Here is a 25,757-nt window from a genome sequence, read left to right as displayed (position 1 = left end):
GAATGCTCTTCATCGCCGGATCGGGCTCTGAAGAACCGTTCGAGCTCGTTGCAAACTGCGCGAAGTGGGACGGTCTTCTTCTACGCCGGTGCGAGGCATCCGTCAAGGAGCGGCGGGGACGTTCAGGGCCACGAGGAATTACCATGTGCCGTGCCGAAATCGTCCTCGCGCCCTCTCTGGTTGCTCCCGTTGATCGTCATTGCCCTCGTGTTGCCGCTCGCCATGCTGACGTCGAGGCTGCCCGGCGACCCTGAAGTCGCGCGGTTCGTCCAGCAACTGGGCATTCCGCCATGGCCTGCCGCCGCGATCACGTCATTGGGCACGAGACCGGCCCTCTACGGCGTGATTGTTGTCGGCGTCATGCTTGCGACGTGGCGCGGACGGCTGCGGGGACTCGTGACCGCAGTGATCCTCGTCACGGCCTGGTGGTATGCGGGCGAGCCGCTGAAGGAGGTCGTGCATCGACCTCGACCGACCGCGGAGTTCGTCGAGGTTGTCCGTCCGTCGAGCGGGTTCTCGTTCCCCTCGACGTTTGCCACCACGTGGTTCAGCGTGTGGTTGCCCGTCGCGATCTACGCGTGCCGCACGCGACAGCGCAGCGCGGGGCTGGCGGTGTGCATCGCCGCCTGGGTGGCGCTGCTGCTCGGCGGATGGGCACGCATTCGCATGGGCGCGCACTGGCCCAGCGACATCCTGATGACATTCGGCCTGGTCTGGGCGACGTTCTCGCTGATCGACATGACTGTCGCGAGGCTGGACGACTGATCGGCCTGACGCGTGGACTTCGCCTCGCGTCAGGCCGAGTGCCAATGCCGCGATGCTGCGATGCCGAATGCCGAACATCGCCACGGGCCTTGTCGGCCCGTGCCGTCATTGTCTGGTTCAACCGAAGGCCAATAAGCTGCGCCGAGTCGGTGTGGACAAGCGAGGCTCTTCCGTGGCAAGACCCTGAGCGCCGACCAGGCCGGCGGCCGTGTTCGGCATTCCCGGCATTCCCGGCATTCCCGGCATTGCGGCATTCTCCCTGTCGGCCTGGTTGTATCTAGCCGACCAGCGTGTCCCAGCCTTGGCGCCACGCGGGCCGCCGCAGCAGTCGATTGGCCTCCTCCGAGTTCGTGAAGCGGGCGGCACCGGCATCCCACGACAGGCGCTTGTACGGCACCCGCAATGCGATCCCGGCCATCGCCACTGCCTGCGCCAGCGGTTCCACCGCCTCGAAGCTCCCCTTGGACTTCCCACCACGCTTGATCGCGCCGACCCACTCGTCGTCGGCGCTCGTCGCGTCGAACGACGGCACCGGCACCGATCCCTCGAACGCCTGGTGGCGCTTCTTCGGAATCAGGCGCGGCGCGTTGGCGCGGAAGTCGCACAGGATGGCCCCCGCGTCGCCGACGATCAGCATGCCCTCCGCGGCGAAATCCTCACCGTCCTCGATGAGTGCGTCCGGCGTCGGCGGCTTCATGCCGCCGTCGTACCAGAACGTATCGACAGAGGGCCTCCGGGTTGTCGCGGGATGCCGCCAGCGCACGCTGCTCGCCTTGGGAAAGGCGACCTGCGACACCTCGCCGCCGCCGCTGACCCGGTTCGCGCCGACGCTTGCGTCGTTGCTCGGACGCGCCTCGACCCATTCCGGCACAGCGAGCTCGAGGATGCGATACGGCTGCCACAGGCTGTAGTGCCCCATGTCGCCAAGGCAGCCGGTCCCATAGGCATACCAGCCGCGGTACACCGAGAACGTGTATGCAGGGTTGTAGGGCCGATCCGGCTCGGCGCCCTGCCAGAGCGCCCAGTTGAAACCGTCCGGCACGGGCGGCGTGTCCACCGGATAGCCCTGCATGCCCTGCGGCCAGAACGGGCGATCGGTCCAGTTGTGTACCTCGCGAACGGTCCCGATCGCTCCAGCCGCGATCCATGCTGCCAGCGTGTGGCGGTCAGGCCTGTTGCTGTACGCGAGCAGGTGCGACGGGGCGCGGCTTTCGCGCGCGGCCGCCAGCGTGCGCTGTACCTCGTGCATCGTCGCGGCGACGGGCTTGTGCGAAATGGCTGCGACATTGCGACGCAGCGCCGCGATGTTGATCGGGCCGTGCTGGTGATCGGGGGTGATGTTGACGATGCCCTGCAGGTCGGTCTCGCGATCGAGCATCTCGCGGAAGTCCTCGTAGGCGCGGATGCCGGCGGCGGGCCGGTTCTCCTTGCGGTACCAGGTCTCCATCACCGATTTGGCCACCTCGCGCCCGCAGCGTGTGGCGCGATCGCCTTCACACCATGTGGGATCGCCGAGAAAGCGGCGGACCGTCGCCCGTACGCCGAAGGGACTCCAGTCCACGTAGTCGTCGCTGCTGCGGTTGGGATCGACCACCGCCACGAACTGCAGGTCGGGGCGGCGAGCCAGGTTCGTACTCACCTGGCGGAACGATTGCGTACCGCAGCCTACCTGGGCGATCAGGAGCATGTCGCTCGGAGCGATGTAGCCGCGACCACCGAGGACGCGGCGCGGGACGATGGTGACTGCCGATGCGGTGGCCAGGCGGCTGAGGAACTCGCGACGCGGGATCGTCATGGGCGAACAGCCTTTCCGAAGAAACGCAGCGTGTCATCGAGGTGCGCTTCCCAGTACGGCCAGGTGTGGCCGCCGGGGAACTCCTCGTACGTGTGGCCGATACCGCGCGCCTGCAGCGCGCGATGCAGGTCGCGGTTGAACTCGAGCAGTGCGTCTTCGAGGCCGCAGTCGAACCGCAGCGGCGCCAGCTGCCTGCCGGCGGCGGTGATCGCGTCGAGTACCGACGCTTCCGCGGCGGACGTCCCGAACGCGGCCGGATCCTCCTCGACAAACCGTGCCATCTGCCCGAAGTGTGTCATCGACGAGTGACCCGAGATCGCCCGCACGCGTGTGGAGTGCCTGGCACCGAGCCGCAAGGCCCCGAATCCGCCCATCGACAGGCCGGCAAGGCAGAGCGGCGCGGATGCGTCGAGGCCGGGTAACGCCGCGCGTGCCGCGACCGGCACTTCGTCGAGGATCCAGCGCTCGTAGTCGGCGCCGTCGCCATGCCGCATGTAGGCGGTGCCATCGCCGCGCAAGCCGTCGCTCGGCATGGCCAACGCGAGCGGTGGGACGAGGCCAGCGGCAATCAACCGGCTCGCCGTCCGATGCGCGCCGCCCTTGAGCGCCCAGCACCAGTGGCTGCCGTAGACACCATGCAGGAGAACCACGAGTGCCACCGGTGTCACCCCCGCCGGCGCCCAGACCGTCAGATCGCCGCGACCGCGCAGCGACGGACTCTTGACCGTCACGTGCCGAAGTCCCTCCGCCTCGAAGCGCGGGTCGGAGATGTCGATGGTGCGGAAGGGCGGCATGCTGCTCGGTCGGGAATCGGGAGTCGCGAATGGGGAATCGGGAACCGGGAACCGGGAACCGGGAACCGGGTTGACGCCTGAGACCTGAGACCTGAGGCTTGAGACATGAGACCTGAGACCTGAGACCTGAGGCTTGAGACCTGAGACCTGAGACCTGAGACCTGAGACATCAGGCCTCAGGCATCAGGCATGACAATGACGCCCTTGGCATTGCGTCCCTCGAGCATGTCGTCGAGCGCTTCCCCGAGCTGCTCCAGGCGGTAGGTGCGCGTGACCAGCGCGTCGAGTTGCAGCGTTCCGTCCAGGTAATGCCCGAAGATGCGGGGGAAATCGCGCGCCGGCACGCAGCCGCCGTAGAGGGGCGTGACGTAGCGCTTGTTCCACATGAACCACGGCATCGGCACCTGCACCATGTCGTTGATCCCACTGAGTTGCAGCGCCATGCCGCCATCGCGCACCAGCTGTAGTGGCTTGAAAGCGAGGCCAGGCACGCTGGTCGCCTCGAACGCGTAATCGGCGCCCCGGCCGCTTGTGAGCGCCCGCACGGTGGCGGTCATGTCCAGTTCCTCGCCGTTGTCCAGCCTCGCCGCCAGCACCGCGTGCGTGGCACCGAACTGTCGCGCACGCGCCAATGCCGCCGGGTTGGAGTCGATCGCGATGATCGTACTCGTGCCGGCCAACCGCGCGCCCTGGATCACGTTCAACCCCACGCCCCCACATCCGAGCACCGCGACGCTCTCACCAGGCTGCACGTGTGCGACGTTCAACGCCGATCCCACCCCTGTGATCACGCCGCACCCGGTGATCGCCGCCACGGGGAACGGCACGCCGTCAGGGATCCGGGTGACGGCCTCCTTGCGCACGAGCGTGAGACCCGAGAGCGTGCCGATGTTGAACGAGCGGTCGATGGGCCGTCCGCGCCATCGTGTGCCCTCGGCATGGGCGTGCCCAGATGATCGCTCCATTACATGGGCGGGTCGACTCCGCTCGCACAGCACCGTCTCGCCGCGACGACATTGGAAACATTCGCCACACGGGATGCACCAGTTGAGGACCACAGCGTCGCCGGGCAGGACGTGCGACACGCCAGACCCGATCTCACGCACGACGCCCGCGCCCTCGTGACCCATCACCAGCGGTCGTGTCCACCAGAGCGAGGCATGGTCGGTGTGACAGATGCCCGCGGCGCGGATCTCGACCAGGACCTCGTCGTCTCGTGGCGGCGATACGTCGATGTCGTCGATGACGAATGCGCCGGCGCCGTCCGCGATCGCCGCGCGCGTGACGGCCATCTCAGTGGGCCTTCAGGAAGGCAATGACGTCAGCGACGTCCTGCGCGCTCATGCCGAGTTGCGCGGCGTCCATCATCAGGGATCGCGTGAGCCGCTCGCGGGCCTTGACGCGTGACGCCGGGATCACCTGCGTCACGTTGCCCATGCTGCGCACCATGAGCGGGTCGCCCTCCTTGATGAGGAGGCCCTGGATCGTCAGCCCGTCTGTCGTCCTGATCGTGGTCCCCGCATAGCCATGGGCGATGCCCGCATCGGGGTCGATGATCGCCGCGGCGATCACGGGAAGTGACTTGCCACGCGTCCAGCCATCGAGCGCGGGACCGACCTCGGCGCCGACACCGCCCATCGCGTGACACATCATGCAGCGCGCGAATCCATCCTTGCCGCGAGCTGGGTCACCGGTCCGCGAGGTCACGTCGGCCAGCGAGACGACAGGAACGGCGGTATCGCGTGGCGGGACGATCACGCTCTGCAGCCTGACCGTATCAGGGTCGAAGATGCCGCGGCGCTTGAGGGTGGGCAGCAGGTCGTGATCCGCCCAGTCGTTGGATGTCCGGTTCAGCACCCACCACGTGGCGGACTCCTTCAGTGGGCCCTCCGAGGCCGCCAGTTCCACCATTTCCGTGGCTGCCGCGCGTGTGTGCACGAATGCGAGCGCATCCATGGCGCGGCGCCGCGCGTCGATCGGCAACGCCGCTGCCGCGGCCCGGCGGGCAAAGGCGTCGACCGACGTCGGTGGATGCAGCCGCCACGCGATCCACGCGAAGGCGTCCGACCACGCGCGCGGATCGCCGGTGCCCATCTCGCGGCGCAGCAGGTCATAGAGCGCCGCCTCCTTGTGCGTCGCCCCTGTGCCCAGCGCTTCGAGATAGCTGCGGTCCAGGCCGTCGAAGCGGCGGGCGACGTCGGCGAGGATCGGCAGGGCCAGCTCCGCAGCGCGGTCGCGCATCGACAAGGCGACGTCACGACGCACACCTGCATCGGTGTCGCGCGCGAGCCGCGCGGCGATCGGCGTGATGTCCTCGCCGGCCCGGCGCATCGCGCGGTATGCCGCGATCCGCAGCGACGCGTCGGCGTAGGCATCCGGTGCACCGGCTTTCGCGCGCCCTTCGGGACCGAGCTGGTACAAGAGGAAGAGGGCGCGGCTCCGGATGTACACGTTCGAGTCGTCGAGGAGTGCCGCCACCGCGGGCACGACGGCGGCCCCTCGTGCCTGCAGTCCTTCGAAGCCGATCGCCCGCACGTTCACGGCCGGGGATCGCAACGCCGAGACGAGTCCGTCGATCGACGCGGTATCGAGCGCCGGTGTCCGCGCGGCGAATGCCTTCGGCGCGATCCGGTAGATCGCCCCGGACACCGCGTCGTCCAGGTCCTCGTGGAACCCGACGATGGGGTCGATCCAGTCGCTCACGTAGAGCGCGCCGTCAGCGCCGACGGCGATGTCGGAAGGACGGAACAACGTCGCGATCTCGGCGGTGGTGGTCCCCGGGCCGCCAGAGAAGTCGGTGCCGGCGTACCGCTCTTCGCGATTGGAGGTCAAGAAGTCGCGCCGTTCGAGGCGGAAGCCGGCGCCGTCGCGGACCGGCTGGTACGCAAAGATCGCGTTGCGTCCCGGCTCGGCGGCGAAGAACGTGCCGCGCCACGCCTCGCCGAGCGCGCCGTTCTCGTAGAACGCGGTGCCCGTCGGCGAGCCGCCGCCGTAGATGTCGCCCGCCGGTGTCGAGCCGGGGTCGTCCTGGCGCCACTCGGCCATCGGCACCGACTGCCAGGGACGCCGGTCGGCCTGCCACGTCCGCTGGCCATCGTTGGAGGCGAAACCGAAGTTCGCGTATTCCATGACCCAGCTCACGCGGCAGGCGGGCGGGTCGTCGTTGTCGCTCTGGAAGACGTCGCCGAGCGACGTGATCGACTGCTCGTAGCTGTTGCGGAAGTTGTGCCCGATGATCTCGACCTGGGTGCCGTCGGGGTTCATCCGCGCCATGAAGCCGCCAACGTAGACGTGGCCATCGTCGCTGCGCGTGCCAGCCCATTTCGCGGCGTCGTGCGGCCACGTCCAGGGCCCGATCGGATCGGCACGATAGGGACCGATGGACGTGAACGTCCGGCCGGAGCGGTCCGTGAACCGCGCCCCCATGTTGCCCGAGTTGAAGAGCCACTTGCCGTCGGGGCCGACGGTCACCGAATGCAGCGAGTGGTCGTGGTTGATGCCCTGGAATCCCGTCAGCAGCACCTCGCGGCGGTCCACGGCGGGGTCGAAGCGCTGGTTGCGATCGACATCGGTGTAGACGATCAGGTCCGGCGGTTGCGACACCACGATCCTGTTGTCGATGACGGCCACGCCGAGTGGCGCGACCAGCGCGGGTTCCTGCACGAACGTGTGCGAGGCGTCCGCGCGACCGTCGCCGTTGGTGTCCTCGAGCACGACGATGCGATCGCCGGCGGGCTGTCGGGCGTGGTGCTTGCGGTAGCGCACGCCCTCGGCCACCCAGATGCGGCCGTCGCGGTCGACGTCGATGTTGGTCGGGTTGCGAACCATGTCCGCGCCGGCCCACAACGTGACCTCGAAGCCTTCCGGCACCGTGAACAACGCCAGCGGGATTTCTGTCGTCCTGTCGAGACGGGGCAGCGGTGCCTGCGGCGCCTTCGCCGCTGGCTGGGAGGGGGCGGTCCCCTGGCGCACCTGCTCGCCGCGCGGCGTCGTCATCGCGATGAGCAGCATCATCGCCACGACGGCCGCGCGGCGTGCACCCCGCATCATGCCTTCGCTCGCGCCGCCATCAGCCCGCGGGTGTACGCGAGGTTCTTGCGCAGGTCGTCGTCCAGCGAATCGGGCCGGGCTTGCGTCTCGAGCACGGCCCACCGCTTGAACTGCAGGTCCGCGAGCGCGTCGACGATCGCGGGGAAGTCGATGCTGCCCTGGCCCATGAAGTGCGGGTTGTCCTTCAGGTGCACTTCGCAGATGCGATCGCGGCCGAGCCAGCGGATCTCGTCGACGACCGCGAAGCCATTGCCGGTGGAGTTGCCGACGTCGTAGTACGTCAGGACCGCGGGCGACTTCGCGCGATCCATGATGCGCACGTTGTCTTTGGCCGAGATCGTGTCCTCGAGGCCGAGGATCACGCCTGCCTTCTGTGCATCAGGACCGAGTTCGCGCAGCAAGTCGCCGACCCTGTCCATCTCGGCGGGCGTCTTCATCGCGCCGTCGCCGAAGAACGGCAGCAGCATCACCTCGAGGCCGAGCGCCTTCGTGAGCGCGATCCCTTCGGACACGCGCTGGGGCCCGAGCGGATCCGACTTCAGGTAGTTGGTGTGCAGGATGTTGAGGCACGTCGAGGTCATCGGCAGGCCGTGTAGCTTCGACTCGGCACGGTACCGCTGCACGACCTCGGACGAGATCGGACCGCGGTCCTTGCCACGGCCTGCAGCGAGGCTGACCTGCACACCGTCGAAGCCGAGTTGTTTTGCGAGAGCGAACGACTCCGGATTGGCCTCCTTGCGCAGGTTCCAGTCGGTGATGCCGACCTTGAACGCCGCCGCCGGCGCGACCAGCCGGCTGGCAAAGACGGGCCGAGCGGCCGACACGAGTCCGGCCGCGCCGAGGGCGAGAAAGCAACGTCTGGATTGGGGCACGGGGAGAGAATTGCACAATTTCAGAATTTCAGAACTTCATTCACACCGCCAACCTTCGAAGTACTGAGGTGGTGTTGAAATTCTGAAATTCTGAAATCCTGAAATTAGACTGTGCAGCATGCTGCTCGCACTGGTGCTGATGACGAAGGCGGTGATGGCGCCGACACCCATGGACCTCGTTCAAGCGGAGCAACTCGCGGCGCTGGCACTGGCATGCGTGCACCAGGAGTACCCGAACAAGGTGGCGCACACGCTCGCCTCCGATGCCGACGCGAAGGTGCCGCGGGCGCTGACGCCCGTCTTCTACGGCTGTTTCGACTGGCACTCGTCGGTGCACGGGCACTGGCTGCTCGCGCGCGTCGCGCGCCTGCATCCGGTAACACCGCTTGCCGCAAAAGCGGAAGCGGCCCTGGCGACGAGCTTCACGGCCGAGCGTGTGGCCGGCGAAATGGCCTATCTCCGCGTGCCTGGACGGCAGGAGTTCGAGCGACCGTACGGGCTCGCCTGGCTGCTGCAGCTGACGATGGAGCTGCGTGAGTGGGACAGCCCGCAGGCACGCGGCTGGGCGAAGTCGCTGGCGCCGATGGAGGTCGAAGCCGTGGCGCGCTTCATGGACTGGCTGCCCAAGCTCACGCGGCCGATTCGTACCGGCGAGCACTCGCAGACGGCCTTCGCGTTCGGCCTGGCGCTGGACTGGGCGCGGCACGCGAAGCACGCGGAGTTCGAGCGATTGCTCGTCGAACGGTCGCGGGCGTTCTACCTCGCCGACAGGGCGTGTCCGATGGCCTACGAACCGTCCGGGCAGGACTTCGTGTCGCCGTGCCTCGCCGAGGCCGACCTGATGCGACGCGTGCTGTCGCCTGCAGAGTTCTCCCGATGGTTCGCCGACTTCCTGCCGCAGGTGCCGACGCTCACGAAGGCTGACGCCTCGTGGCTCGAGCCAGGCGTCGTGCTCGACAAGACCGACGGCAAGCTCGCGCATCTCGACGGCCTTAACCTGAGCCGCGCGTGGATGCTGGAAGGGATCCTCTCGGCGCTGCCGGCCGACGATCCGCGCCGCCCCGCACTGACGGCCGCCGCGTCACGGCATCGCGAACTCGGTCTCGCCGCGGTGACCGGCGCACCCTACGCCGGCGGCCATTGGCTCGGTACGTTCGCGGTCTATCTCACGTCGCAGCGTGGCCTGGCGGCGCCGTGAGCGCGGGCGCCGGGAGCCACGTCTACCGGCCGTCGTCGTTCGGCCTTCGGCCATCGAGATGCTTTCGCAGCCCTTGGGTGATGTTGGTCGGCGCGACCGCTTCTCGTACTCAGCACGCCGAGGTGGACCTCCGCGGCCATTCCTTCAAGAATCTCTTGGGTCCGAAGGTCGCCCGGAGGTCAGCAGGGATTCGAGACCATCGCCTTGTTGGGCCGTGGTCGCTGAGTGCATCACAGCGTCGGACGTCGTGTCCGCGAGTCGGTCGTCTGTTCGAAGGCGTGAGCGAGGCGGAGAACGGACTCCTGTGCCCATGGTGGCCCGACAATTTGCAGGCCGATCGGAAGGCCGTTCTTCGCGAACCCGCACGGCACGGACAGGGCGGGCAGCCCGTAGTCGTTGAACGGTCTCGTGTTGCGCGCAAACACGGCCGTTCCGGCCTGGTCGTCCTGCGCTTCGGCGATAGCTATCGGCAACTGGGGGATGGTGGGTGTGACGAGCAGATCGACATGCGTGAACAGGCTTGGCGCTGCGCGACGCATCTGATCGAGCTCGCGGCGCCGGTCGATATGCGTCGCCGTGCCCACGGCCTCACCGCCGCGCAGACGTCCCAGCACGGGTGGTTGAAACAACTGCGGCCCTTCTCGCACTCGGGCCGCGTGAAAGGCAGCGCCTTCGGCCAACATCACGGCGCTGTTCACTTCCGGTCTCACCGGTACGACAACGTCCCGCACGCCCGCGGTCAGCTTCGACAGCACGACTCATGCAAGTTCTGTTTCCCGACGATCACCGCGCCTGCTGCCTTCAGTCGCCGTACCACTTCGGCGTCTTCGGTCGGGACGCGATCGGCAAACTGCCCGCTTCCGCCCGTCGTCCGCACGCCCGCCGTATCGAACAAGTCCTTGAGGCCCACAGGAATTCCATGCAGCGGACCCAGCCAGCCGCCTTTCATGATCTCCTCTTCCGCGCGTTGCGCGTCCGCTGTCGCCTGTTCGGCAGTCACGGTGATGAACGCGTTCAAGCTCGGGTTCAAGCGCTGAATCCGCGCCAGGCATGAGGCGGTCAGTTCTCTCGGCGAAGCCTTTTTCGTCCTTACGAGCTCGCTCGCCTCCCATAGCGTAGCGGTCGGCAGGTCGATGGGTGGCGAAGGCGTTGGCGTCGAATCGATGGAAAAGGGCATTGCAGTGCCCGCGCAGACTCCACCCGCTAGTGTAGTGTCCGAGAATTAACTGGACAACGCATTGGACCGTCTGCGGCGCGGCTGCGTGGAGCCGGGCTGAATCTGCTCGAGCGTTTGGCGGCAGCGCGCGAGCTTCTCTTGGATCCGTTGCACGGTGGCCGTCCACACGAACGGTTTCGGGTGCTCGTTCCACGCGGCCAGAAACTCCTGAATGGCCTGTTGCAATTCATCAACGTTGGCGAACGATCCGCGCCGGACGCGTTTGCCGGTGAGTTCCCCAAACCACCGCTCGATGAGATTGAGCCAACTGGAACTGGTCGGGACAAAGTGGAGGACAAAGCGCGGATGCCGGGCGAGCCAGGCGCGGACCGTGGGATGGGTGTGCGTGCCGTAGTTGTCCAACACCAAGTGCAGCGGCACCGTGCCGGGAAATTCGTGTTCCAGCGTGCGAAGAAACTTCACGAACTCTTGGTGCCGATGGCGTTCGTAACACTGGCCGACGACCCGTCCTTCCAAGACCTCCAGGGCGGCAAACAGCGTCGTCGTGCCATTGCGCTTGTAGTCATGCGTCATCGTGCCGCAGCGGCCCTTCTTCAACGGGAGACCCGGCTGCGTACGATCGAGCGCCTGAATCTGGCTCTTTTCGTCGACACACAGCACCAACGCCTGCTGCGGCGGATTCAGATAGAGCCCCACGACATCGGTGAGCTTCTCCAGAAAGTGCGGATCCCGCGACAACTTGAAGCGCGTGACCCGATGCGGCTGGAGATGATGGCTGCGCCAGATGGTGCTGACCGTGGACTTACTGACGCCCTGCCGCGCGGCCATCCGCCGGCAGCTCCAGTGGGTCATCCCCTCCGGCCGGGTCTGCAGGGTGGTATCGACAATCGCTTTGATCTTGGCGCCATCATAGGTCGCCTTCCGGCCCCGCCCGGGCGCGATCGCCCACAGACTCGTGAGGCCCTGGGCCGCGAATCGCGCGCGCCATAACATCACGGTCTTGCGATTGATGGCGAGGTCAGCGGCGATGGCGGAGTCGGATTGACCGGCTGCCGCCGCCAGCACGATGCGGCTTCGCAACGCGACCTGCTGTGGGGTGTTCTGGGCGCACAGCCAGCGTTCGATCTGGTCCCGGTCGGTGACACTGAGACTGAGCGCCGGAACCGCAGCGGGCATGATCCCACCATACGCGGACCCGCTTAGATTGTCCATCTATTTGCTGGACACTACACTAGCCTGAGAAAGGCGCGCCGGCCGTGATCGGTGTTCTGCATAGTCATGACCCAGTCCAACGCCGCAAGCGGTGCCGTGATCTCCGCTTCAATGAACCTTCGTGTCAGGCGCTTCAGAGAGGGCGCTCTTACCGAAGGCCCAAGGCCGAATGCCGAAGGCCGATGTTGTTCAGTACCGCCAGCTCTTCAGGTCCGCTCCCTTCGGCGCTGTCTTCTCCATGCGCGCAACCGCCTTCGGGACGAACATCTGGTGATAGCGGAGGCGTGAGGCGTAGTTCGGGCGCACCGGGTCGCCGTTCCAGCAGTGTTCGGCGCGGTCGCCGTACGTGACCTCGCCGTCGAACCACGGGTTGGTCGTTGCGCGCAGGAAATTCTCGGCGAGGTAGACGGCGTTGTTCAGGTAGTAGTTGTCCATGTCGCCGACGTAGAGGTTGACCTTGCCCGCGAGTTTCTTGCCGAGCCCCTTCTCCCAGTCGCGCTGCATGATGTGCACGAGGTCGTAGTGTTGCTTCCAGTAGGCCGCGACATCCTTGTCGATCTGGCCGGTGACCTTGTCCCAGATGCGCTTCGGGTAGCCGTCGGCGCCGACCGGCGAGTAGGTCGCCTCCCACACATCCCACTGCTGGCCCGAGCGCGTCCTGGTGCCGAGCGCCAGCTCACGCAGGTTCATGTCCTCCAGCGTGGTGCTGACGTGCCCGAGCCAGTTGCGATGGCCCGGCCTCGGTGTCTTCTTCCAGCGGCTGTCCACGTAGTACGCGTTCGCGTCTTCGTACAGGTTCACCACGGTGTAGGCGCGAAAGTCGATCGGATCGGGGCATGCCGCATAGGCGCCGTTGAATGCGTCCGGGTAGAACACCTGGGCCGCGAGTGCCTCCCAGCCGCCCGTCGAGCCGCCATACATGAACCGCGCCCAGCCCTGCCCGATGCCGCGGTATTTCTTCTCGATGTACGGGATCAACTCCTCGACGATCGCGTCGCCCCAGGGCCCGGCGTTGGCCGAATTGACCGCGTAGGAGTCGTCGTAGAACGGCGTCGGATGCTGGATCTGGATAATCAACACGCGCGGGAAGCCGGCGCCGGTCCATTCCTTGTAGAGATCGTAGGCGGCCTGCTGCTGATACCGGTTGTAGCCGTCCATGTTGAAGCGCGCGTTATGGTCCGGCTTCAGTGTCGGGTCAGGCTTCTCCTCGCGAAATCCCTCGAACGTGGACGGAAAGTGCCCGTGATCGATCATCAGTGAGTAGCGGGCCTCGGGATGCGTGTCGAAGCCTTCCGGCACCAGCACGTGCGCGCCGAGGTACATGTCGCGTCCCCAGAACTTCGAGAGCTTCTCGCTGCGGATCCGTTCGTGGCGGATGTATTTGGTGGCCGGCGGCGGCGGAATCGGCGCGATCACCTTGTCGAGCGTGAGATCGACCGTCGCGTCCTTGCCGATCGTGACCTGCACGGGCGTGGAGTAGAGGTTGCCCGGCGCCCGGTTCCACTGCTGCCCCTCGCCGCGATCCATCGGCAGCTTGACGACGTGACCGTCGCCGCGGCGGAACGTCTCGTAGCGGTGCAGCAGCGCCTGCGCCGTGTACGTGCCGGCAGGCAGATCGCGAAGACTGCGCATCGGGTAACCGGTGGCAGTGGCGTCGACGATGGCGGGGGTGCCTGGCGCCAGTCCGTCGACGTCGATGCCGAACACCAGTTGCGTCGCGGCATCGTCGGTGATCTGGAAGCGCGGTTCGGCCTTCGCATCGGTCGACAGCATGACGAGCAGGCGGCCGTCGATGCGCTGGGCCTCGAGGGAGCCCGGGAAGGAGACGCGGATCTGTACGCCAGTCGATTGCGCGGCCTCTGGCGACACGCGAATCAGCAAGCCGGCGATGAGCAACGCCGCGCAGAACGCACCAGCGAGACGAAGGACACGGGAGCGGACGTCGGTCACGGGCAGCACCTCGCCGTGGAGTGTAGTGCTCGGGCTTGCCTTCCGCCACGTTTCTGGGTAGCGTGTCGGCGTTCCTGGCGGGGTCCCGGGCCTGCCGCGCCGAAGCCGTCGGCGAAGGCGGGAGCCTGAGAGGAGCCCCTACCTGCGGTCCGTCACTCGCCGGGCCGTGGACTCGTCCCGCCGAAGCGCGGGGCGGGTTCGACTTCGTGAAGCGCGCGAAGGCGGACGCAGGTGTCAGCGAGCACACGGGAGACGTGTGCAATGACCCAGGATCAGAAGTCCACCACCACGCTCGGCCTCGCCACCGTCATCTACCAGGTGCCCGACATCGGCGCCGCCAAGGCCTGGTACGCGCGCGCCTTCGGGCAGGCGCCGTACTTCGATCAGCCGTTCTACGTCGGGTTCGAGATTGGCGGCTATGAACTCGGGTTGCATCCCGACGTGAGCGAGGGACAGCCCGGGCCGGGGGGCAGCGTCGCCTACTGGCGCGTCGCCCGCATCGACGCGGCGCTCGAGCATTTCCTCGCAAGCGGCGCGACGCTGGTGTCGGGCGCGCAGGACGTGGGCGAGGGCATCAAGGTCGCACGCGTGGCCGACCCGTTCGGCAACGTGATCGGCCTCATCGAAAACCCCCACTTCGCCGTCGGACGCTAGGAGCGCGGACCGACGGGCGAACAAGGGACAAGGGAGAACGAAGAAGTCAGAAGGGCTATCAAGGGACGAGGGGCAAGAAACGGTTCGCCGAGGAAGGCACAACTTGTCCCTTGACGCCCTTGTGACTTATTCCCTGTCCCTGCTCCCTTGATCATGGTCGCGGCGCTCAAGGCACAAGCGCCGCGACCTTGGTGATCGTGTCCCCGGGGCGTATGCGGCCGGGTGTGACGACCTTCGCGTAGATGCCGCGCAGGTTCAGCTCGCGGCCTTCCGGCGAGTTCACCCATTTCATCGCGTCGAGCCCGAAGCGCTCGACGAACTTGCCGCAACCAGTGTGCAGCTGCTCGGTCACCTCCAGCACCGCTTCGCCAATCTGCAGTCGTGTGCCCGGCGGCAGGTTGGCGTAGGTGAGGTCGAGATCCACGAACAACTGGTCACCGGCCAGCGGCCAGCGGGTCTCGTCCGGGCTGATCGCGCCGATGGCGCGCACCCCCATCACCGTGAGCTGCGTGTCGGGATGGGGTGCCCCGTCGGGTGTGAAGCTCGACTGCCGGAGCCGCCACGTGTCGCCGGCGAGGCCCTCGGCCTGGTCGAAGTGCCCTTCGTCAAGGACTTCACGCTGGTTCTTGTCCGGTCGACGCACGACGAGTGCCACGGTGCCGTTGTCGGATGGTGCCTGCCGGATGGTGCCGACGGAAGCGCGAAGCTCGTCCATCGTGCGGTGCGCGACCTGAGCCGTTTGAGCAGATTCCTGCGCCATGTCCATGACAACGTCGCACAATCCTCCCCGGAACGCACGAGCAACATCCACTGGGGTCGAGTCGCGTTGGCCCTATCCGTCTTTTCCTCAGTCCGCCCCGACTCCTCCGTCCTCCGCCTTACCTCCTCCGCCTTACCTCCTCCGTCCTCCCTCCTCCGTCCTCCGTCCTCGGTCCTCCGTCCTCCGTCCTTGCGAGGGCCGGTAGACTTTCGCGCATGTACACGCTGCGGTTCACCCGCCGACTCCTCGCGGACGTGGCACCGGGGCGCGTCGACGACACGGCCGAGGCGCCGCCGACGACGGCGCTCGGCGACTGGTACGTTGCGCCTGTGCTTGCGAAGCGGCGGGCGCTGCTTCTGTGCACGAGCGAGACGAGCCTGTTGTCGGTGGTGCTGCCGGCCGAGCACCTGGGGGACCTGCCCGAACACCTCGCCGTGGCCCTCGTGGGTGTGCTGCATCGGCTCGACGTGCCCCGGAAGGCAGTGGCGCGCGAAATCGACGGGATGACCAGTGGCGACGTCGGCGCGGCGCGCGACCGGTCGACCCTGGGATCGATGCGTGGCCTCGCCACCCGTGCGTGCGCCTTCCTGGCCGCGTCGCGGGGCGACCTCGACGTGGCCGCACTGTACGCCCATCTCGGCGAGTACCGAAGTCGCGCCGCGGGTCCGCAAACGGCGGCCGCTCGCGCCGTGGCCTTGCTGACTGCGCGACCGGGAACGGCCGGGCGCGCGTCGTCGACAGGAGGCGGTCGGCGATGACCGGAGTCACGATCCGGGCCGCCGAGGCCGGTGATGCCCCGGCCCTCGCGCGCATCTACAACCACTATGTCCGCGAAACCATCGTGACGTTCGAGGAAATGGAGGTGTCCTTCGGGGAGATGGGCGCGCGCCTCGCCGCGATCACGGTCGGTGGCCTGCCGTGGCTCGTCGCGGCACACGACGGCAAGGTGTGCGGATACGCTTACGCGAGCCCCTGGCGGCCACGGAGTGCCTACCGGTTCTCCGTCGAAACCACGGTCTACCTCGATCCTGGCATCACGCGCAGCGGCATCGGGTCCTGCCTGTACGCCGATCTGCTGGGGCAACTCGAGGCCCTGGGTCTGCACGCGGCCCTCGGGGGCATTGCGCTCCCGAACGCGGCGAGCATCGCCCTGCACGAGAAGTTCGGATTCCGCAAGGTGGCGCACCTCACCGAAGTCGGCCTGAAGTTCGGCAATTGGATCGACGTCGGGTTCTGGCAACGCCTGCTGTCGGCGTCGGGCGAGACGCCGCGATGATCCGCGCGGGCGTCAGGCGCGCCCCACCAGGCTACAGGCTGCAGGCCGTGTCGGCTGAGGTTGTCGTGAGCACATCCGACTACGCGTTGCGCCGTGCGACCCTGGCTGACGTCGCCGTGCTCGACGTCCTGATCGACCACTCGGTGCGCGGCCTCGGTCCCGGCCACTACACGCCGAGCGAGATCGAGGCAGGGTTGCGGCACGTCTTCGGCGTCGACACACAGCTTGTCACCGACGGCACGTACTACCTGATCGAACATCATGATGCGGCCGTAGCCTGTGGTGGGTGGAGCGGCCGGCGGACGTTGTTCGGGGGCGACCAACACAAGTCCGGCGCTGACGATCGCCTCGACCCGTCGATCGCTCCCGCCCGCATTCGCGCCTTCTTCGTACACCCCGAGCATGCCCGCCGTGGCCTCGGGCGCCGGCTGTACGAGGTCTGCGCTGACGCCGCGCGGGCCGCGGGCTTCCACACGCTGGAACTCATGGCGACGCTGCCCGGAGTACCGCTCTACACGGCCCTCGGCTTCGAACCGCACGAACGCGTGGCGGTGCCGACGCCATCGGGTCCGTTGCCGTGCATCAGGATGACTCGATCGATCGACGGCGTGTAAGTAACGCGCGCCCGGCTCTGCGACCTGCGATAACGTCGCGCGGGCATCGATCGAACGCCTCGAAAGCATGCCGCAGAAAAGAGCTCGTCCTTGGGAACGGACCGCCGGTGGCCTCCGTCTCTGACCACGTGCCGGGCGGCGCACGAGCGCGCCAGCCGGGCATGGAGGATGTCATGTCACACAATCGCTCGAATCTTCCGCAACTCCGTGACCAGCTGTTCCTGACCGACGGCGGCATGGAGACGTACTTGATCTTCCAGCAGGGCCTCGAACTGCCCGACTTCGCCTCTTTCCACCTGCTGCAGACGCCGGAGGGCGAGGAGGCCATCCGCGCGTACTTCCGTGCCTATGCCGGCATCGCGCGCCGGTACGGCACCGGCATGGTCCTGGATACGCCGACCTGGCGCGCGAGCGCGGACTGGGGCGCGCGCCACGGCCTCGACGCGGATGCGCTGGTGCGCGTCAACGGCCGGGCGGTGTCGCTGCTCGAGGAACTGCGCGATGAGTTCGCCCCGGTACCGGTCGTGATCAGCGGCTGCATCGGGCCACGTGGCGACGGCTACGTTCCCGACGCGATGATGACAGTGCGTCACGCGGAGGCCTACCACCAGGCACAGGTGGACGCGTTGTCGGCGACCAATGCCGACATGTTGTGCGCGCTGACACTGAACTACGTCGAGGAAGCGATCGGCGTGACGCATGCGGCGCGGACCGCCGGCATGCCGATCGCGATCGCGTTCACGGTGGAGACCAACGGCAAGCTGCCGACCGGCCAGTCGCTCGGCTCGGCTATCCGCATCGTCGACGGCGCCACGAGCGGGTATCCGGTCTACTACATGGTGAACTGCGCGCACCCGACGCATTTCGCTCACCTGCTCGATCCCGAGGAGCACTGGGTGCGGCGCATTCGCGGGATTCGTGCCAACGCGTCGTGCCGGAGCCACGCGGAGCTCAATGAGTGCGCCGACCTCGATACCGGCGATCCCCTGGGGCTCGGCGCGTCCTACGCGGAACTGCGACGGCGTCTGCCGCAGCTCACGGTCCTGGGCGGGTGTTGCGGCACCGACCATCGGCATATCGAGGCGATCGCCTCGGCCTGCATGCCGGTCGTCGCCTGATCTCGCCGACGACCTCCGCGGTGTAGCGGTCGACCTTCCACCTTCGTCAAGGCTACGGCGGACAAATCAGGTCGACCTGTTGTCACGATGGGCGCGAGTCCATGCGATTCGCGCCGTTCTCCGCCTTGCCCTCGCCTGATCCATTGACGAGTTCATCTGCGACGCTGCGATAGGATCGGCGGATATGCCGCTGCATGCCGGTGACCGCCTGCCCGCCGCCACTTTCCGCACGCGCACGCCGGAGGGCGTGAAGACACTCACGACCGCCGACGTGTTCGGGGGCCGGAAGGTCGTGCTGTTTGCCGTGCCGGCGGCGTTCTCGCCGACGTGCAGCCAGACGCACCTGCCCGGCTACGTCGCGCATCACGATGCCATCAAGGCCGGCGGTGTCGACGAGATCGCGTGCGTCTCAGCCAACGACGCGTGGGTGCTCGACGCCTGGGCCCGGGAGCATGGAGCTGCGGGGAAGGTCCTCATGCTGTCGGACGGGAACCTCGAGTTCACGCGCGCCGCGGGCATGGAACTCGACGCCACCATCGTCGGCGAAGGGTTCCGAAGCCAGCGCTATGCCGCCATCGTCGAGGACGGTGTCGTCACGGAGATCAGGGTGGATGACAAGCCGTGGCTCGCCGAGGCTTCGTCGGCGAGCTCGATCTGCCGCCTGCAGGGGCAGTGACCAGTGACCGACGCCTCGCGAGGGGTCGGCGCGCTCTCCAGACGCGCGCGACGCGACGCTAGCGCTTGTGCTTCCTGGCTGTCGTCGCCTTCTTCTTCGTCTTCTTCGCAGGAGCCTTCGCGACAGGCAGCGGATCCGTGTCGACGACACGGTCCGACAGTCGTGCGACGGCCATCGCGTAGGCATGCGCGCAGTTGTAGCTGAGCAGGACCTCGTAGTTGGGATACACGAGGAACGCACCCGAGTCGGTGCGCAGCAGTGAAGCCATGATGTCGGCCTGCGGCAGCGCCCCGCCGTCCATCGTACGCACGCCGAGCGCCTGCCAGCGCCCAAGCGGCCGTGGCTCGGTCAATTCCTTCGCGGCCCTGCATCCTGCCGTCCGCAGCGGAGCGTCTTTGGTGAGTGCTGTCGTGTCTGTCGGCAACGTGACCTGGCGTCCCCACGTCTGCCCGGCCGTCCACCCGTTGGTCGAGAGGTAGTTGCCGATCGAGCCGAACACGTCGGCCTGGGACGACCAGATGTCCTTGCGCCCGTCAGCGTCGAAGTCGACCGCGTACTTGAGATAGCTCGACGGCATGAACTGGGGTTGCCCCATCGCGCCCGCCCACGAACCCTTCAGCCGTGGCAGGTCGATATACCCGGCGTCGAGGATCGTCAGCGCATCGAACAGCTGCGACCGGAACATCGGGCCGCGTCGGTCGTCGTAGGCAAGCGTCGCGAGGGTCGGCATCAGGGGGCGCACGCCGCTGAAGCGGCCGAAGTTCGATTCGAGTCCCCACACCGCGACGAGTACGTGCGGCGGCACCTTGTACGCGGCCGCGACCTTCTCGAGAACGGGCCGGTGGGTATCCCGCATCTGGCGGCCGAGGCGAATCGTCGGCACACCGATCCGCCGGGCGATGTACTCGTCGAGGGTCTCCTTGAACTCGGCCTGCGTCCGATCGCGGTTGAGGATCTGCTCCACCGGCGTGATGTCGGCCAGCGCCGTGGCGACGGTCGGGGCGGAGATGCCGCGCGCGAGCGCCTCTTCGCGCACGCCCTGCAGCCATGCAGGGAACGGGACGGACTGTGGCGGTGGCGCGGAGAACACCGGATCGGGTTCTGGCAGCTGAGCGACAGCCATCAGGGCACTGGCGTGCACGAGCCCCACGAGCAGGATCAACGTTCGCGCGATCACCATCGTCTCCATGATGCCTGATGCCTGACGTGCGGCGTGGAATCAGGGCTCGAATGCGGAATGCTGGAGTGTCGAGGGCGACAATGCGCTCGACCATTGCAGCAATCGGCATTTCCGCATTGCCAGGTGAGACGATGGCCCGCCGGGCGGCGAGGGTGCTCCTATTGATTGTCCAGTAGAGCGATCAGGCTCGACGTGTCCCAGCGTGCGCCACCGCGTGCCTGTATCTGTGCGTAGAACTGGTCAACGAGCGCCGCCACCGGCAGGCGCGAGCCGTTGCGGCGCGCCTCTTCGAGCACGATCCCGAGGTCCTTGCGCATCCAATCGACCGCGAAACCGAACTCGAACTTGCCGTCCACCATCGTCTGCCAGCGGTTCTCCATCTGCCAGGACTGGGCGGCGCCCTTCGAGATCACGGAAATCACGGCGGGCACGTCGAGGCCCGCGTTCTGTGCGAAATGCAGGCCCTCGGCCAGGCCCTGCACGAGGCCGGCGATGCACAGTTGGTTGACCATCTTGCAGAGCTGCCCGGCGCCGCTGTCGCCGATGCGGACGACCGACTTGCCGTAGCCACGCAGGACCGGCTCGATGCGGGCAAACGGCTCGGCGTCGCCGCCGCACATCACGCTCAACTGCCCCTTCTGCGCTCCGGCCTGCCCCCCGGACACCGGTGCGTCGATGAAATGCAGCCCGCGCGCCCGTGCGGCCCCGTACAGTTCGCGCGCCACCGCCGCGGAGGCGGTCGTGTGGTCCACGAAGATGGCGTCCGCCTTCATGGCCGGGAAGGCGCCCTCATCGCCTACCGTCACCTCGCGCACGTCGTGATCGGCGCCGACACAGGCACAGACGACGTCGGCATCGGCCGCGGCCTCGCGCGGCGTCAAAGCGGACCGCCCGCCATACTCGGCCACCCATGCCTCCGCCTTGCTTTGGGTGCGGTTGAAGACAACCACGTCGTGGCCGCCGCGCTGGAGGTGACCGGCCATGGGGCCGCCCATGATGCCGAGACCGATGAAGGCGATGCGCATGGGGCGATCGTACCAACGCCTGACGCCTGACGCTAACGCCTGACGCCTACGGCCTACGGCCTACGGGCTACGGGCTACGGTCGGTCTAACGCTTCAGGTCTCAGGTTTCAGGTCTCAGGTCTCAGGCCAAGGGCGGAGGCTCCAAGCGCTATCGTGCCAGCGCTGTGCGGCCCGCAACCTCGGCGTTCGGCGTTCGGCGTTCGTCGTCCATCGCCTTATCGGCCCTCATTCGTAATCGATCCCCAGGTCGCGCGCGACCTCTCCGAGCCGAGGGTCGGCGGTCCACAACTTGATGTGCGACACGAGTGCCGACGCGAGGAGGTGCGTGTCGATCCATCCGATGCCACGGCCGTGAAGTCTGCGCTGGCGAACGAACTCGACCACCTCGCGGTGCGACACGACAGGCGCCTGGCGCATGAGCGCGTAGTCGGCCAGGAGCTGCTTACGGCCGCCCTTGTCGCCAATCAGGAGTTCACCCATCACGAAGTCATGGCCGCAGACCTCGCCCTGACCGAGCAGCTCATCGAGCTGCCGGGCAAACGGTGCCCGGTTGGCAAGAAAGCGTATCCAGACCGACGTATCGACAAGAACCATCAGGCTGCAGAGTGTTTCGTTGGCGAGGAGACTTCACGTCGACGCCGAACATCAGTAGCCCGCGGCTCCTTCCCCCGAAGTGCCCGCAGTCGCTCATTCGCGCCTTGCCGCACCAGCGCCTCGAGCCCGAGGCGGACCGTATCCGTGTCACTCCGGGCGCCACTGACCGATCGCGCCTCTCGCAAGAGGTCGTCGTCGATGTGAAGTGTCTTCTTCATGCCATATGATTATGGCATTCGAGTATGGCAAGGCTCAAGACAGCAGCGACCAACGCTGAACGCAGAACGCTGAACGCCGTTGGACAAGCTGAAGGAATCTTCGCGCCGGGTCGCGAGAACGGGCTGCGCCAAACGGCGTGGCGTGTACTGCGGGCGTTGGCGCTCGGATGCGGCGTCAGCTTCGCGGCGTGTGCACCGCAGCCGCAGGAACCGCCCGCTCAGGCCACACCTCCTGTCACGAGCACGCCTGCGCCGCCGGCACCGATCGACGACGCGACGAACGGCGCAGCACCTCGTGCGAGTCAGCCGCAAGGGACACCACAAGCCTCGGACAGGTGGGATGTCGACCTTCAGCGCGACGAGCGCCGTGGTGGGCACACTCTCGCGAAGCATGTCGGCCGCACCGACGCACAGTTGCAGGCGCGTCTGCGCCGCGAATCGATTTCCGCGGCATCGACATATCCCGACGCCGAGACGGCCGCGCGCGTTGTCACGCGCGCGCTCGACGCGGACGCGACGCGCGTGCAGGTGTGGGTCGGCGGCCGCGCGCCCAAGCCCAACCTGGCGATCCGGTACCGGGCGCGGGAGGGGATACCTATCGGTCGCGTTCTCGATCGCGGCGACATTGCGTCGCATGACGCACGTGGCGCCGTTGTCGTGCTGCGGTGGCGCGACGAGGGCTGGTTCGTGCTGACGTCGTATCCGGAGGACGTCCGATGAGCCCCATGAGCAGCAGGAGATGGCCGCACCTCGCGTCGCTGTTCGGCGGCTACCTGCACCAGGACTTCACGGCCGAGTACGGCTCCGCACCGAGAGCCGTGCAGGCAGCGCTGACCGCGGTGGAAGCCGACAAGGGCCGAGAAGTGTCCGCCGAGTGGCGGCGCTTCCTCAACCTGACCCAGGGGATGGATTTGCAGGCCCGCGCCCGTCTCCTGCGTGAATTGGCCGGTGGCTCGTGGGCGCCTGGCGACGAACGCGAATTCGAGATCGTGTCGGTGCTGATGCTGGCCGCCGGACGGCTCTAGCTCACGGCTTCTTCACGAAAGCATCCGGAAACGGCTGCGCCTTCGATCCCTCGGGATTGCGCAGGCGCATCTGGCCGAGGCGTGGCATGTAGAGTGGAATCGTCAGCCCGCCGGTCTTCTCCAGTGTCTCGAACAACTGGGCGCGCATGGCCGCGATCGTCTTCTGCTGCGCGGGGTCGTCGGCCAGGTTGTGCGCTTCCTGGGGATCGGCTTGCAGATCGAAGAACATGTCGGCATCCCACACGCCGTGCGTGAAGACGTACTTGTACTTCTCGCCGCGCAGCGCGAACTGCGTCGGCGTCTGCGGGAAACTCCACTCCCAGTAGTACTCGTACAGCAGCGTGTCACGCCACGGCGTCGTCGCGTCGCGCAACAGCGGCAGCATGCTCATCCCCTGCATGTGCGACGGGCGCGCCACGCCTGCCAGGTCGAGCATCGTCGGCGCGATGTCGATGTTGGCCACGAGGCGGTTGATCTGCTGCCCGGGCGCGACGAGTCCGGGCGCGTACACGATCATCGGCACACGCATGGACCAGTCAAACGCGGTCCGCTTGTCGATCAGCCCGTGCTCGCCGAACGCGAACCCGTTGTCGCCCATGTAGATGACGAGCGTGTTCTCGAGTTGACCCGTCTCTCGCAGCCATGCGACGACACGTCCGACGCTGTCGTCGACGGCGCGCAGCGTCTCCATGTAGCGCCGGTAGTACTCGGCCACGTCCAAACTCGAGTGGTACGGGTACTCGACGCCGTGCCAGCTGTTGCGCTGGTTGCGCACCCATGTCGGAAACTTGCCCGCGACTGCGGCCTCTGGCGCCATTGTCGCGGGCGTGGGCACGGGCACGTCCTTCAGCGAGCCCTTGTGGCGGTCGGCCGGCACGAAATCGGCGTGCACGCCCTTGTGAGAGAGGTAGAGGAAGAACGGCTTGTCGCGCGAGGTCTTCCCGAGCCACTCGATCGCGTAATCGGTCAGTTCGTCGGTGATGTACCCCTTCTGCGGCACCCGCTTGCCATCCACGTTGAGCATCGTGGCGCCCGCGCGCGGCAGGTACTCGCCCTGGCCGCGGAAGCTCACCCAGTGATCGAAGCCCGGCTGCGGCGCATCGTCTTCGTTGCCGATGTGCCACTTTCCGATCAGGGCCGTCTGATACCCGGCTGTCTTCAGCTGTTGGCCGACGTTGGGGAGCACCGGCGGAATCGGCGTGAAGTTGTCGACGACGCCGTGCGTGTGCGCGTAGGTGCCGGTCAGGATCGACGCCCGCGACGGCGAGCACAGGGCCGTCGTCACGAACGCGTTGCGCATATGCGCGCCGCCCTTCGCAAGTGCGTCCATGTTGGGCGTCCGCGCCAGCGGATGTCCCATGACGCCGAGTGCGTCGTAGCGATGGTCGTCGGCGAGGATGAAGACGATGTTGCGCGGCCTGGTCGCTTGCGCCTGTGCGAGAGAGGCACACGGGGCGAGCGCGAGAACGGCGAGGGCCAACCGCGCGAAGACGAGCAGAAGCAGGCGCGAGGTCATATCGGCGACACCTTCGTGGCACGCAGGCCAAGGCCGAGTGTGGCCTTGCAGTAGGCGAGGCTGCGTTCGAGTTCGCGGCGCTGCTCCAGCGGATCGTTCGGCTTGGTCGTTGTCGGCGCGATGGGCGCTTTGCGCCGCATCACGCGGATGAAGCGCGCCAGGCCCTGGGCTTCCAGCCGCGGCCAGGCAGTCCAGAAGGCGTCCTCGAGGAATGGCACGTCGCGGCCGACGCCGGAGATCGTCTCGATGTGGATCGGGATGCCCGGGCACAGCTCGGCGAAGCGGGGCATGAAGCGCACGAAGTCGACCTGGCCATCGCCCATCGCCGTCCACTTGACGCGGCAGCCGGCGGGAATCTCGGTGATGACGCCATCGCGCAGGCTGGTCGTGACGATGTACGGCGCAAGTGTCTCGAGGGCGTCGACGGGGTTCTCGAGCGTCCAGAGCGAGTTGCCCGAGTCGTAGTTGACGCCGACGAAATCGCGTCCCGACATTTCGACGACGGCCGCGAGCTCCTCGGATCGCATGTCGCCGGCGTGATTCTCGACGGCAATCTTCAGCCCGGCGTCGAGGGCCTCGGAGCGGCCGCCCTTGAGCACCGCAACGAGGCTGTCGATGTGCCGGCCGATGCCGCCCGGCGTGAGTCGGTCTTCCCATGTGCCGAGCACGACGCGCACGACCGGTGAGCCGACGAAGCGCGCGGTGCGGATGGCCTTCGACAACTGCTCGTGGGCGGTCCCGTTGGCCGGCCGGAACGCCTTGCTGGTCGGACACACGCTCCATGTGCCGACGTGGATGGTGAGGTTGCGCGCCGTGGCCTCCTCGCGGAGTTTGCGCAGCGAGGGCTCCTCGAGCGACTCGAACGCATCGAGGTCACTGATGAACACTGAGTCGACGCCGACCGTCGTCGCGTACTCCAGCAGGCGCATGGCCTTCCAGTTGCTGGCGCGGACGGCGAAGTTGTCCAAGCCAAGCGCCACCGGCCGGGGCAGCACCACGGCAGGCGTCTTGACCGCGCCGCCCTGACCTTGCAGCGCGGCCGCGGTCAATACCGCGGCCGAAGACGACAGGAACGTGCGACGACTGGACGAAGCGGTCAAGATCGAACTCCTCGGAAAACGCCACAGTAGTCTATTTCCTCCCTCTCCGCTCTCTCTCGCGGTGCGATCCGCCGACCTGAAGGTCGGCGGCTACGACCCCGTCCACGCGGCGCCGGTGCGAGTGCGCGTGTGCATGTGCGGTGCCCGGCAGCCGGTGCGGTGTGCCTGGTACCCGGTGCCCGGTACCC

At 67.2% G+C, this 25,757-nt stretch carries 26 protein-coding genes; 10 read left to right on the top strand and 16 right to left on the bottom strand.

Annotated features, from left to right (window positions below):
- Window positions 1–150 precede the first annotated feature (150 nt).
- Complete coding sequence (locus LuPra_RS28340) at window positions 151–765, top strand: phosphatase PAP2 family protein (RefSeq protein ID WP_110173882.1); 615 nt, start codon at window positions 151–153, stop codon at window positions 763–765.
- Window positions 766–1,042: 277 nt separating this feature from the next.
- Here the strand turns inward: LuPra_RS28340 and LuPra_RS28335 are convergent, their stop codons facing one another.
- The 5 genes from LuPra_RS28335 to LuPra_RS28315 all read right to left on the bottom strand — a co-directional run bounded on the left by LuPra_RS28335 (window position 1,043) and on the right by LuPra_RS28315 (window position 8,276).
- Entirely contained in the window at window positions 1,043–2,560 is a 1,518-nt protein-coding gene (locus tag LuPra_RS28335; RefSeq protein ID WP_110173881.1) for a Gfo/Idh/MocA family oxidoreductase, read from the bottom strand.
- Window positions 2,557–3,354 carry an alpha/beta hydrolase gene (locus LuPra_RS28330; protein ID WP_110173880.1) on the bottom strand — a complete coding sequence of 266 codons (798 nt, stop codon included), beginning with the start codon at window positions 3,352–3,354 and terminating at the stop codon, window positions 2,557–2,559. Before LuPra_RS28330 ends, LuPra_RS28335 begins: the two co-directional genes overlap by 4 nt.
- 176 nt (window positions 3,355–3,530) lie before the next feature.
- Window positions 3,531–4,646, bottom strand: coding sequence for an alcohol dehydrogenase catalytic domain-containing protein (locus tag LuPra_RS28325; protein WP_110173879.1), 1,116 nt, complete (start codon window positions 4,644–4,646; stop codon window positions 3,531–3,533).
- A gap of 1 nt (window position 4,647) precedes the next feature.
- On the bottom strand, window positions 4,648–7,404 hold the full coding sequence (locus LuPra_RS28320) for a PVC-type heme-binding CxxCH protein (protein ID WP_234800593.1): 2,757 nt from the start codon (window positions 7,402–7,404) through the stop codon (window positions 4,648–4,650).
- Window positions 7,401–8,276: a sugar phosphate isomerase/epimerase family protein gene (locus tag LuPra_RS28315; RefSeq protein ID WP_157899792.1), complete on the bottom strand. Its 876-nt coding sequence runs from the start codon at window positions 8,274–8,276 to the stop codon at window positions 7,401–7,403. The genes LuPra_RS28320 and LuPra_RS28315 overlap by 4 nt, the downstream gene beginning before the upstream one ends.
- A 118-nt stretch (window positions 8,277–8,394) precedes the next feature.
- On the opposite strand from LuPra_RS28315, the gene LuPra_RS28310 reads away from it, so the two are divergent.
- Entirely contained in the window at window positions 8,395–9,474 is a 1,080-nt protein-coding gene (locus LuPra_RS28310; protein ID WP_234800592.1) for a DUF2891 domain-containing protein, read from the top strand.
- Between the two features lie 230 nt (window positions 9,475–9,704).
- Here the strand turns inward: LuPra_RS28310 and LuPra_RS28305 are convergent, their stop codons facing one another.
- The 4 genes from LuPra_RS28305 to LuPra_RS28290 all read right to left on the bottom strand — a co-directional run bounded on the left by LuPra_RS28305 (window position 9,705) and on the right by LuPra_RS28290 (window position 13,813).
- Window positions 9,705–10,229 (bottom strand): amidase family protein, encoded by a 525-nt coding sequence (locus LuPra_RS28305; protein WP_110173877.1) that lies wholly within the window; start codon window positions 10,227–10,229, stop codon window positions 9,705–9,707.
- Complete coding sequence (locus tag LuPra_RS28300; protein WP_110173876.1) at window positions 10,214–10,651, bottom strand: amidase family protein; 438 nt, start codon at window positions 10,649–10,651, stop codon at window positions 10,214–10,216. The genes LuPra_RS28305 and LuPra_RS28300 overlap by 16 nt, the downstream gene beginning before the upstream one ends.
- 45 nt (window positions 10,652–10,696) lie before the next feature.
- Entirely contained in the window at window positions 10,697–11,827 is a 1,131-nt protein-coding gene (locus LuPra_RS28295; RefSeq protein ID WP_110173875.1) for an IS630 family transposase, read from the bottom strand.
- 225 nt (window positions 11,828–12,052) lie between these two features.
- Window positions 12,053–13,813: an alpha/beta hydrolase-fold protein gene (locus LuPra_RS28290; protein ID WP_237050740.1), complete on the bottom strand. Its 1,761-nt coding sequence runs from the start codon at window positions 13,811–13,813 to the stop codon at window positions 12,053–12,055.
- A 261-nt stretch (window positions 13,814–14,074) separates the two neighbouring features.
- On the opposite strand from LuPra_RS28290, the gene LuPra_RS28285 reads away from it, so the two are divergent.
- Window positions 14,075–14,467, top strand: a complete 393-nt coding sequence (locus LuPra_RS28285; RefSeq protein WP_110173874.1) for a VOC family protein — start codon at window positions 14,075–14,077, stop codon at window positions 14,465–14,467.
- Window positions 14,468–14,633: 166 nt separating this feature from the next.
- Here LuPra_RS28285 and LuPra_RS28280 read toward each other — a convergent pair whose 3' ends face one another.
- Window positions 14,634–15,182, bottom strand: coding sequence for an MOSC domain-containing protein (locus LuPra_RS28280; protein WP_110174907.1), 549 nt, complete (start codon window positions 15,180–15,182; stop codon window positions 14,634–14,636).
- Window positions 15,183–15,442: 260 nt separating this feature from the next.
- Here LuPra_RS28280 and LuPra_RS28275 point away from each other — a divergent pair, with 260 nt between their 5' ends.
- From LuPra_RS28275 to LuPra_RS28255, 5 genes are all read left to right on the top strand, one after another.
- The gene (locus tag LuPra_RS28275) at window positions 15,443–15,985 is read left to right on the top strand and encodes a DUF6933 domain-containing protein (protein WP_110173873.1); all 543 of its coding nucleotides are present in this window, start codon (window positions 15,443–15,445) and stop codon (window positions 15,983–15,985) included.
- Window positions 15,982–16,503 (top strand): arsinothricin resistance N-acetyltransferase ArsN1 family B, encoded by a 522-nt coding sequence (locus LuPra_RS28270; protein WP_110173872.1) that lies wholly within the window; start codon window positions 15,982–15,984, stop codon window positions 16,501–16,503. Before LuPra_RS28275 ends, LuPra_RS28270 begins: the two co-directional genes overlap by 4 nt.
- 65 nt (window positions 16,504–16,568) lie before the next feature.
- Window positions 16,569–17,117 (top strand): GNAT family N-acetyltransferase, encoded by a 549-nt coding sequence (locus LuPra_RS28265; RefSeq protein ID WP_234800591.1) that lies wholly within the window; start codon window positions 16,569–16,571, stop codon window positions 17,115–17,117.
- A 173-nt stretch (window positions 17,118–17,290) separates the two neighbouring features.
- Window positions 17,291–18,235 carry a homocysteine S-methyltransferase family protein gene (locus tag LuPra_RS28260; RefSeq protein ID WP_110174906.1) on the top strand — a complete coding sequence of 315 codons (945 nt, stop codon included), beginning with the start codon at window positions 17,291–17,293 and terminating at the stop codon, window positions 18,233–18,235.
- A 184-nt stretch (window positions 18,236–18,419) separates the two neighbouring features.
- Window positions 18,420–18,911 carry a peroxiredoxin gene (locus LuPra_RS28255; RefSeq protein WP_110173870.1) on the top strand — a complete coding sequence of 164 codons (492 nt, stop codon included), beginning with the start codon at window positions 18,420–18,422 and terminating at the stop codon, window positions 18,909–18,911.
- Window positions 18,912–18,969: 58 nt separating this feature from the next.
- Here LuPra_RS28255 and LuPra_RS28250 read toward each other — a convergent pair whose 3' ends face one another.
- The 4 genes from LuPra_RS28250 to LuPra_RS34705 all read right to left on the bottom strand — a co-directional run bounded on the left by LuPra_RS28250 (window position 18,970) and on the right by LuPra_RS34705 (window position 21,928).
- Window positions 18,970–20,100, bottom strand: coding sequence for a lytic murein transglycosylase (locus LuPra_RS28250; protein WP_110173869.1), 1,131 nt, complete (start codon window positions 20,098–20,100; stop codon window positions 18,970–18,972).
- A 149-nt stretch (window positions 20,101–20,249) separates the two neighbouring features.
- Window positions 20,250–21,116: an NAD(P)-dependent oxidoreductase gene (locus LuPra_RS28245; protein ID WP_110173868.1), complete on the bottom strand. Its 867-nt coding sequence runs from the start codon at window positions 21,114–21,116 to the stop codon at window positions 20,250–20,252.
- A gap of 225 nt (window positions 21,117–21,341) precedes the next feature.
- On the bottom strand, window positions 21,342–21,710 hold the full coding sequence (locus LuPra_RS28240; RefSeq protein WP_110173867.1) for a type II toxin-antitoxin system VapC family toxin: 369 nt from the start codon (window positions 21,708–21,710) through the stop codon (window positions 21,342–21,344).
- Window positions 21,710–21,928 carry a type II toxin-antitoxin system VapB family antitoxin gene (locus tag LuPra_RS34705; protein WP_110173866.1) on the bottom strand — a complete coding sequence of 73 codons (219 nt, stop codon included), beginning with the start codon at window positions 21,926–21,928 and terminating at the stop codon, window positions 21,710–21,712. Before LuPra_RS34705 ends, LuPra_RS28240 begins: the two co-directional genes overlap by 1 nt.
- Window positions 21,929–21,952: 24 nt before the next feature.
- Between LuPra_RS34705 and LuPra_RS34020 the strand changes: the two genes are divergently transcribed.
- Together LuPra_RS34020 and LuPra_RS28225 are read left to right on the top strand one after the other, a co-directional pair.
- Window positions 21,953–22,648: an RNase A-like domain-containing protein gene (locus LuPra_RS34020; protein WP_110173865.1), complete on the top strand. Its 696-nt coding sequence runs from the start codon at window positions 21,953–21,955 to the stop codon at window positions 22,646–22,648.
- Window positions 22,645–22,953, top strand: coding sequence for a contact-dependent growth inhibition system immunity protein (locus LuPra_RS28225; RefSeq protein ID WP_157899791.1), 309 nt, complete (start codon window positions 22,645–22,647; stop codon window positions 22,951–22,953). The genes LuPra_RS34020 and LuPra_RS28225 overlap by 4 nt, the downstream gene beginning before the upstream one ends.
- Window position 22,954: 1 nt before the next feature.
- Here LuPra_RS28225 and LuPra_RS28220 read toward each other — a convergent pair whose 3' ends face one another.
- Together LuPra_RS28220 and LuPra_RS28215 are read right to left on the bottom strand one after the other, a co-directional pair.
- On the bottom strand, window positions 22,955–24,469 hold the full coding sequence (locus tag LuPra_RS28220; RefSeq protein ID WP_110173863.1) for a sulfatase family protein: 1,515 nt from the start codon (window positions 24,467–24,469) through the stop codon (window positions 22,955–22,957).
- Complete coding sequence (locus LuPra_RS28215) at window positions 24,466–25,569, bottom strand: sugar phosphate isomerase/epimerase family protein (RefSeq protein ID WP_110173862.1); 1,104 nt, start codon at window positions 25,567–25,569, stop codon at window positions 24,466–24,468. The genes LuPra_RS28220 and LuPra_RS28215 overlap by 4 nt, the downstream gene beginning before the upstream one ends.
- Window positions 25,570–25,757: the final 188 nt, after the last annotated feature.

This window comes from Luteitalea pratensis (assembly GCF_001618865.1).
Lineage (GTDB): Bacteria > Acidobacteriota > Vicinamibacteria > Vicinamibacterales > Vicinamibacteraceae > Luteitalea > Luteitalea pratensis.
Note: the sequence above shows the minus strand (reverse complement) of the source record. Positions and strands in the feature narration are given on the sequence as shown.

Excerpts from the sequence above, each read along its gene's own strand:
- LuPra_RS28335 (WP_110173881.1), bottom strand. The coding sequence starts at position 2,560 with ATGACGATCCCGCGTCGCGAGTTCCTCAGCCGCCTGGCCACCGCATCG.
- LuPra_RS28330 (WP_110173880.1), bottom strand. The coding sequence starts at position 3,354 with ATGCCGCCCTTCCGCACCATCGACATCTCCGACCCGCGCTTCGAGGCG.
- LuPra_RS28325 (WP_110173879.1), bottom strand. The coding sequence starts at position 4,646 with ATGGCCGTCACGCGCGCGGCGATCGCGGACGGCGCCGGCGCATTCGTC.
- LuPra_RS28320 (WP_234800593.1), bottom strand. The coding sequence starts at position 7,404 with ATGATGCGGGGTGCACGCCGCGCGGCCGTCGTGGCGATGATGCTGCTC.
- LuPra_RS28310 (WP_234800592.1), top strand. The coding sequence starts at position 8,395 with ATGCTGCTCGCACTGGTGCTGATGACGAAGGCGGTGATGGCGCCGACA.
- LuPra_RS28300 (WP_110173876.1), bottom strand. The coding sequence starts at position 10,651 with ATGCCCTTTTCCATCGATTCGACGCCAACGCCTTCGCCACCCATCGAC.
- LuPra_RS28295 (WP_110173875.1), bottom strand. The coding sequence starts at position 11,827 with ATGCCCGCTGCGGTTCCGGCGCTCAGTCTCAGTGTCACCGACCGGGAC.
- LuPra_RS28285 (WP_110173874.1), top strand. The coding sequence starts at position 14,075 with ATGACCCAGGATCAGAAGTCCACCACCACGCTCGGCCTCGCCACCGTC.
- LuPra_RS28280 (WP_110174907.1), bottom strand. The coding sequence starts at position 15,182 with ATGGACGAGCTTCGCGCTTCCGTCGGCACCATCCGGCAGGCACCATCC.
- LuPra_RS28275 (WP_110173873.1), top strand. The coding sequence starts at position 15,443 with ATGTACACGCTGCGGTTCACCCGCCGACTCCTCGCGGACGTGGCACCG.
- LuPra_RS28270 (WP_110173872.1), top strand. The coding sequence starts at position 15,982 with ATGACCGGAGTCACGATCCGGGCCGCCGAGGCCGGTGATGCCCCGGCC.
- LuPra_RS28260 (WP_110174906.1), top strand. The coding sequence starts at position 17,291 with ATGTCACACAATCGCTCGAATCTTCCGCAACTCCGTGACCAGCTGTTC.
- LuPra_RS28255 (WP_110173870.1), top strand. The coding sequence starts at position 18,420 with ATGCCGCTGCATGCCGGTGACCGCCTGCCCGCCGCCACTTTCCGCACG.
- LuPra_RS28250 (WP_110173869.1), bottom strand. The coding sequence starts at position 20,100 with ATGGAGACGATGGTGATCGCGCGAACGTTGATCCTGCTCGTGGGGCTC.
- LuPra_RS28245 (WP_110173868.1), bottom strand. The coding sequence starts at position 21,116 with ATGCGCATCGCCTTCATCGGTCTCGGCATCATGGGCGGCCCCATGGCC.
- LuPra_RS28240 (WP_110173867.1), bottom strand. The coding sequence starts at position 21,710 with ATGGTTCTTGTCGATACGTCGGTCTGGATACGCTTTCTTGCCAACCGG.
- LuPra_RS34705 (WP_110173866.1), bottom strand. The coding sequence starts at position 21,928 with ATGAAGAAGACACTTCACATCGACGACGACCTCTTGCGAGAGGCGCGA.
- LuPra_RS34020 (WP_110173865.1), top strand. The coding sequence starts at position 21,953 with ATGGCAAGGCTCAAGACAGCAGCGACCAACGCTGAACGCAGAACGCTG.
- LuPra_RS28225 (WP_157899791.1), top strand. The coding sequence starts at position 22,645 with ATGAGCCCCATGAGCAGCAGGAGATGGCCGCACCTCGCGTCGCTGTTC.
- LuPra_RS28220 (WP_110173863.1), bottom strand. The coding sequence starts at position 24,469 with ATGACCTCGCGCCTGCTTCTGCTCGTCTTCGCGCGGTTGGCCCTCGCC.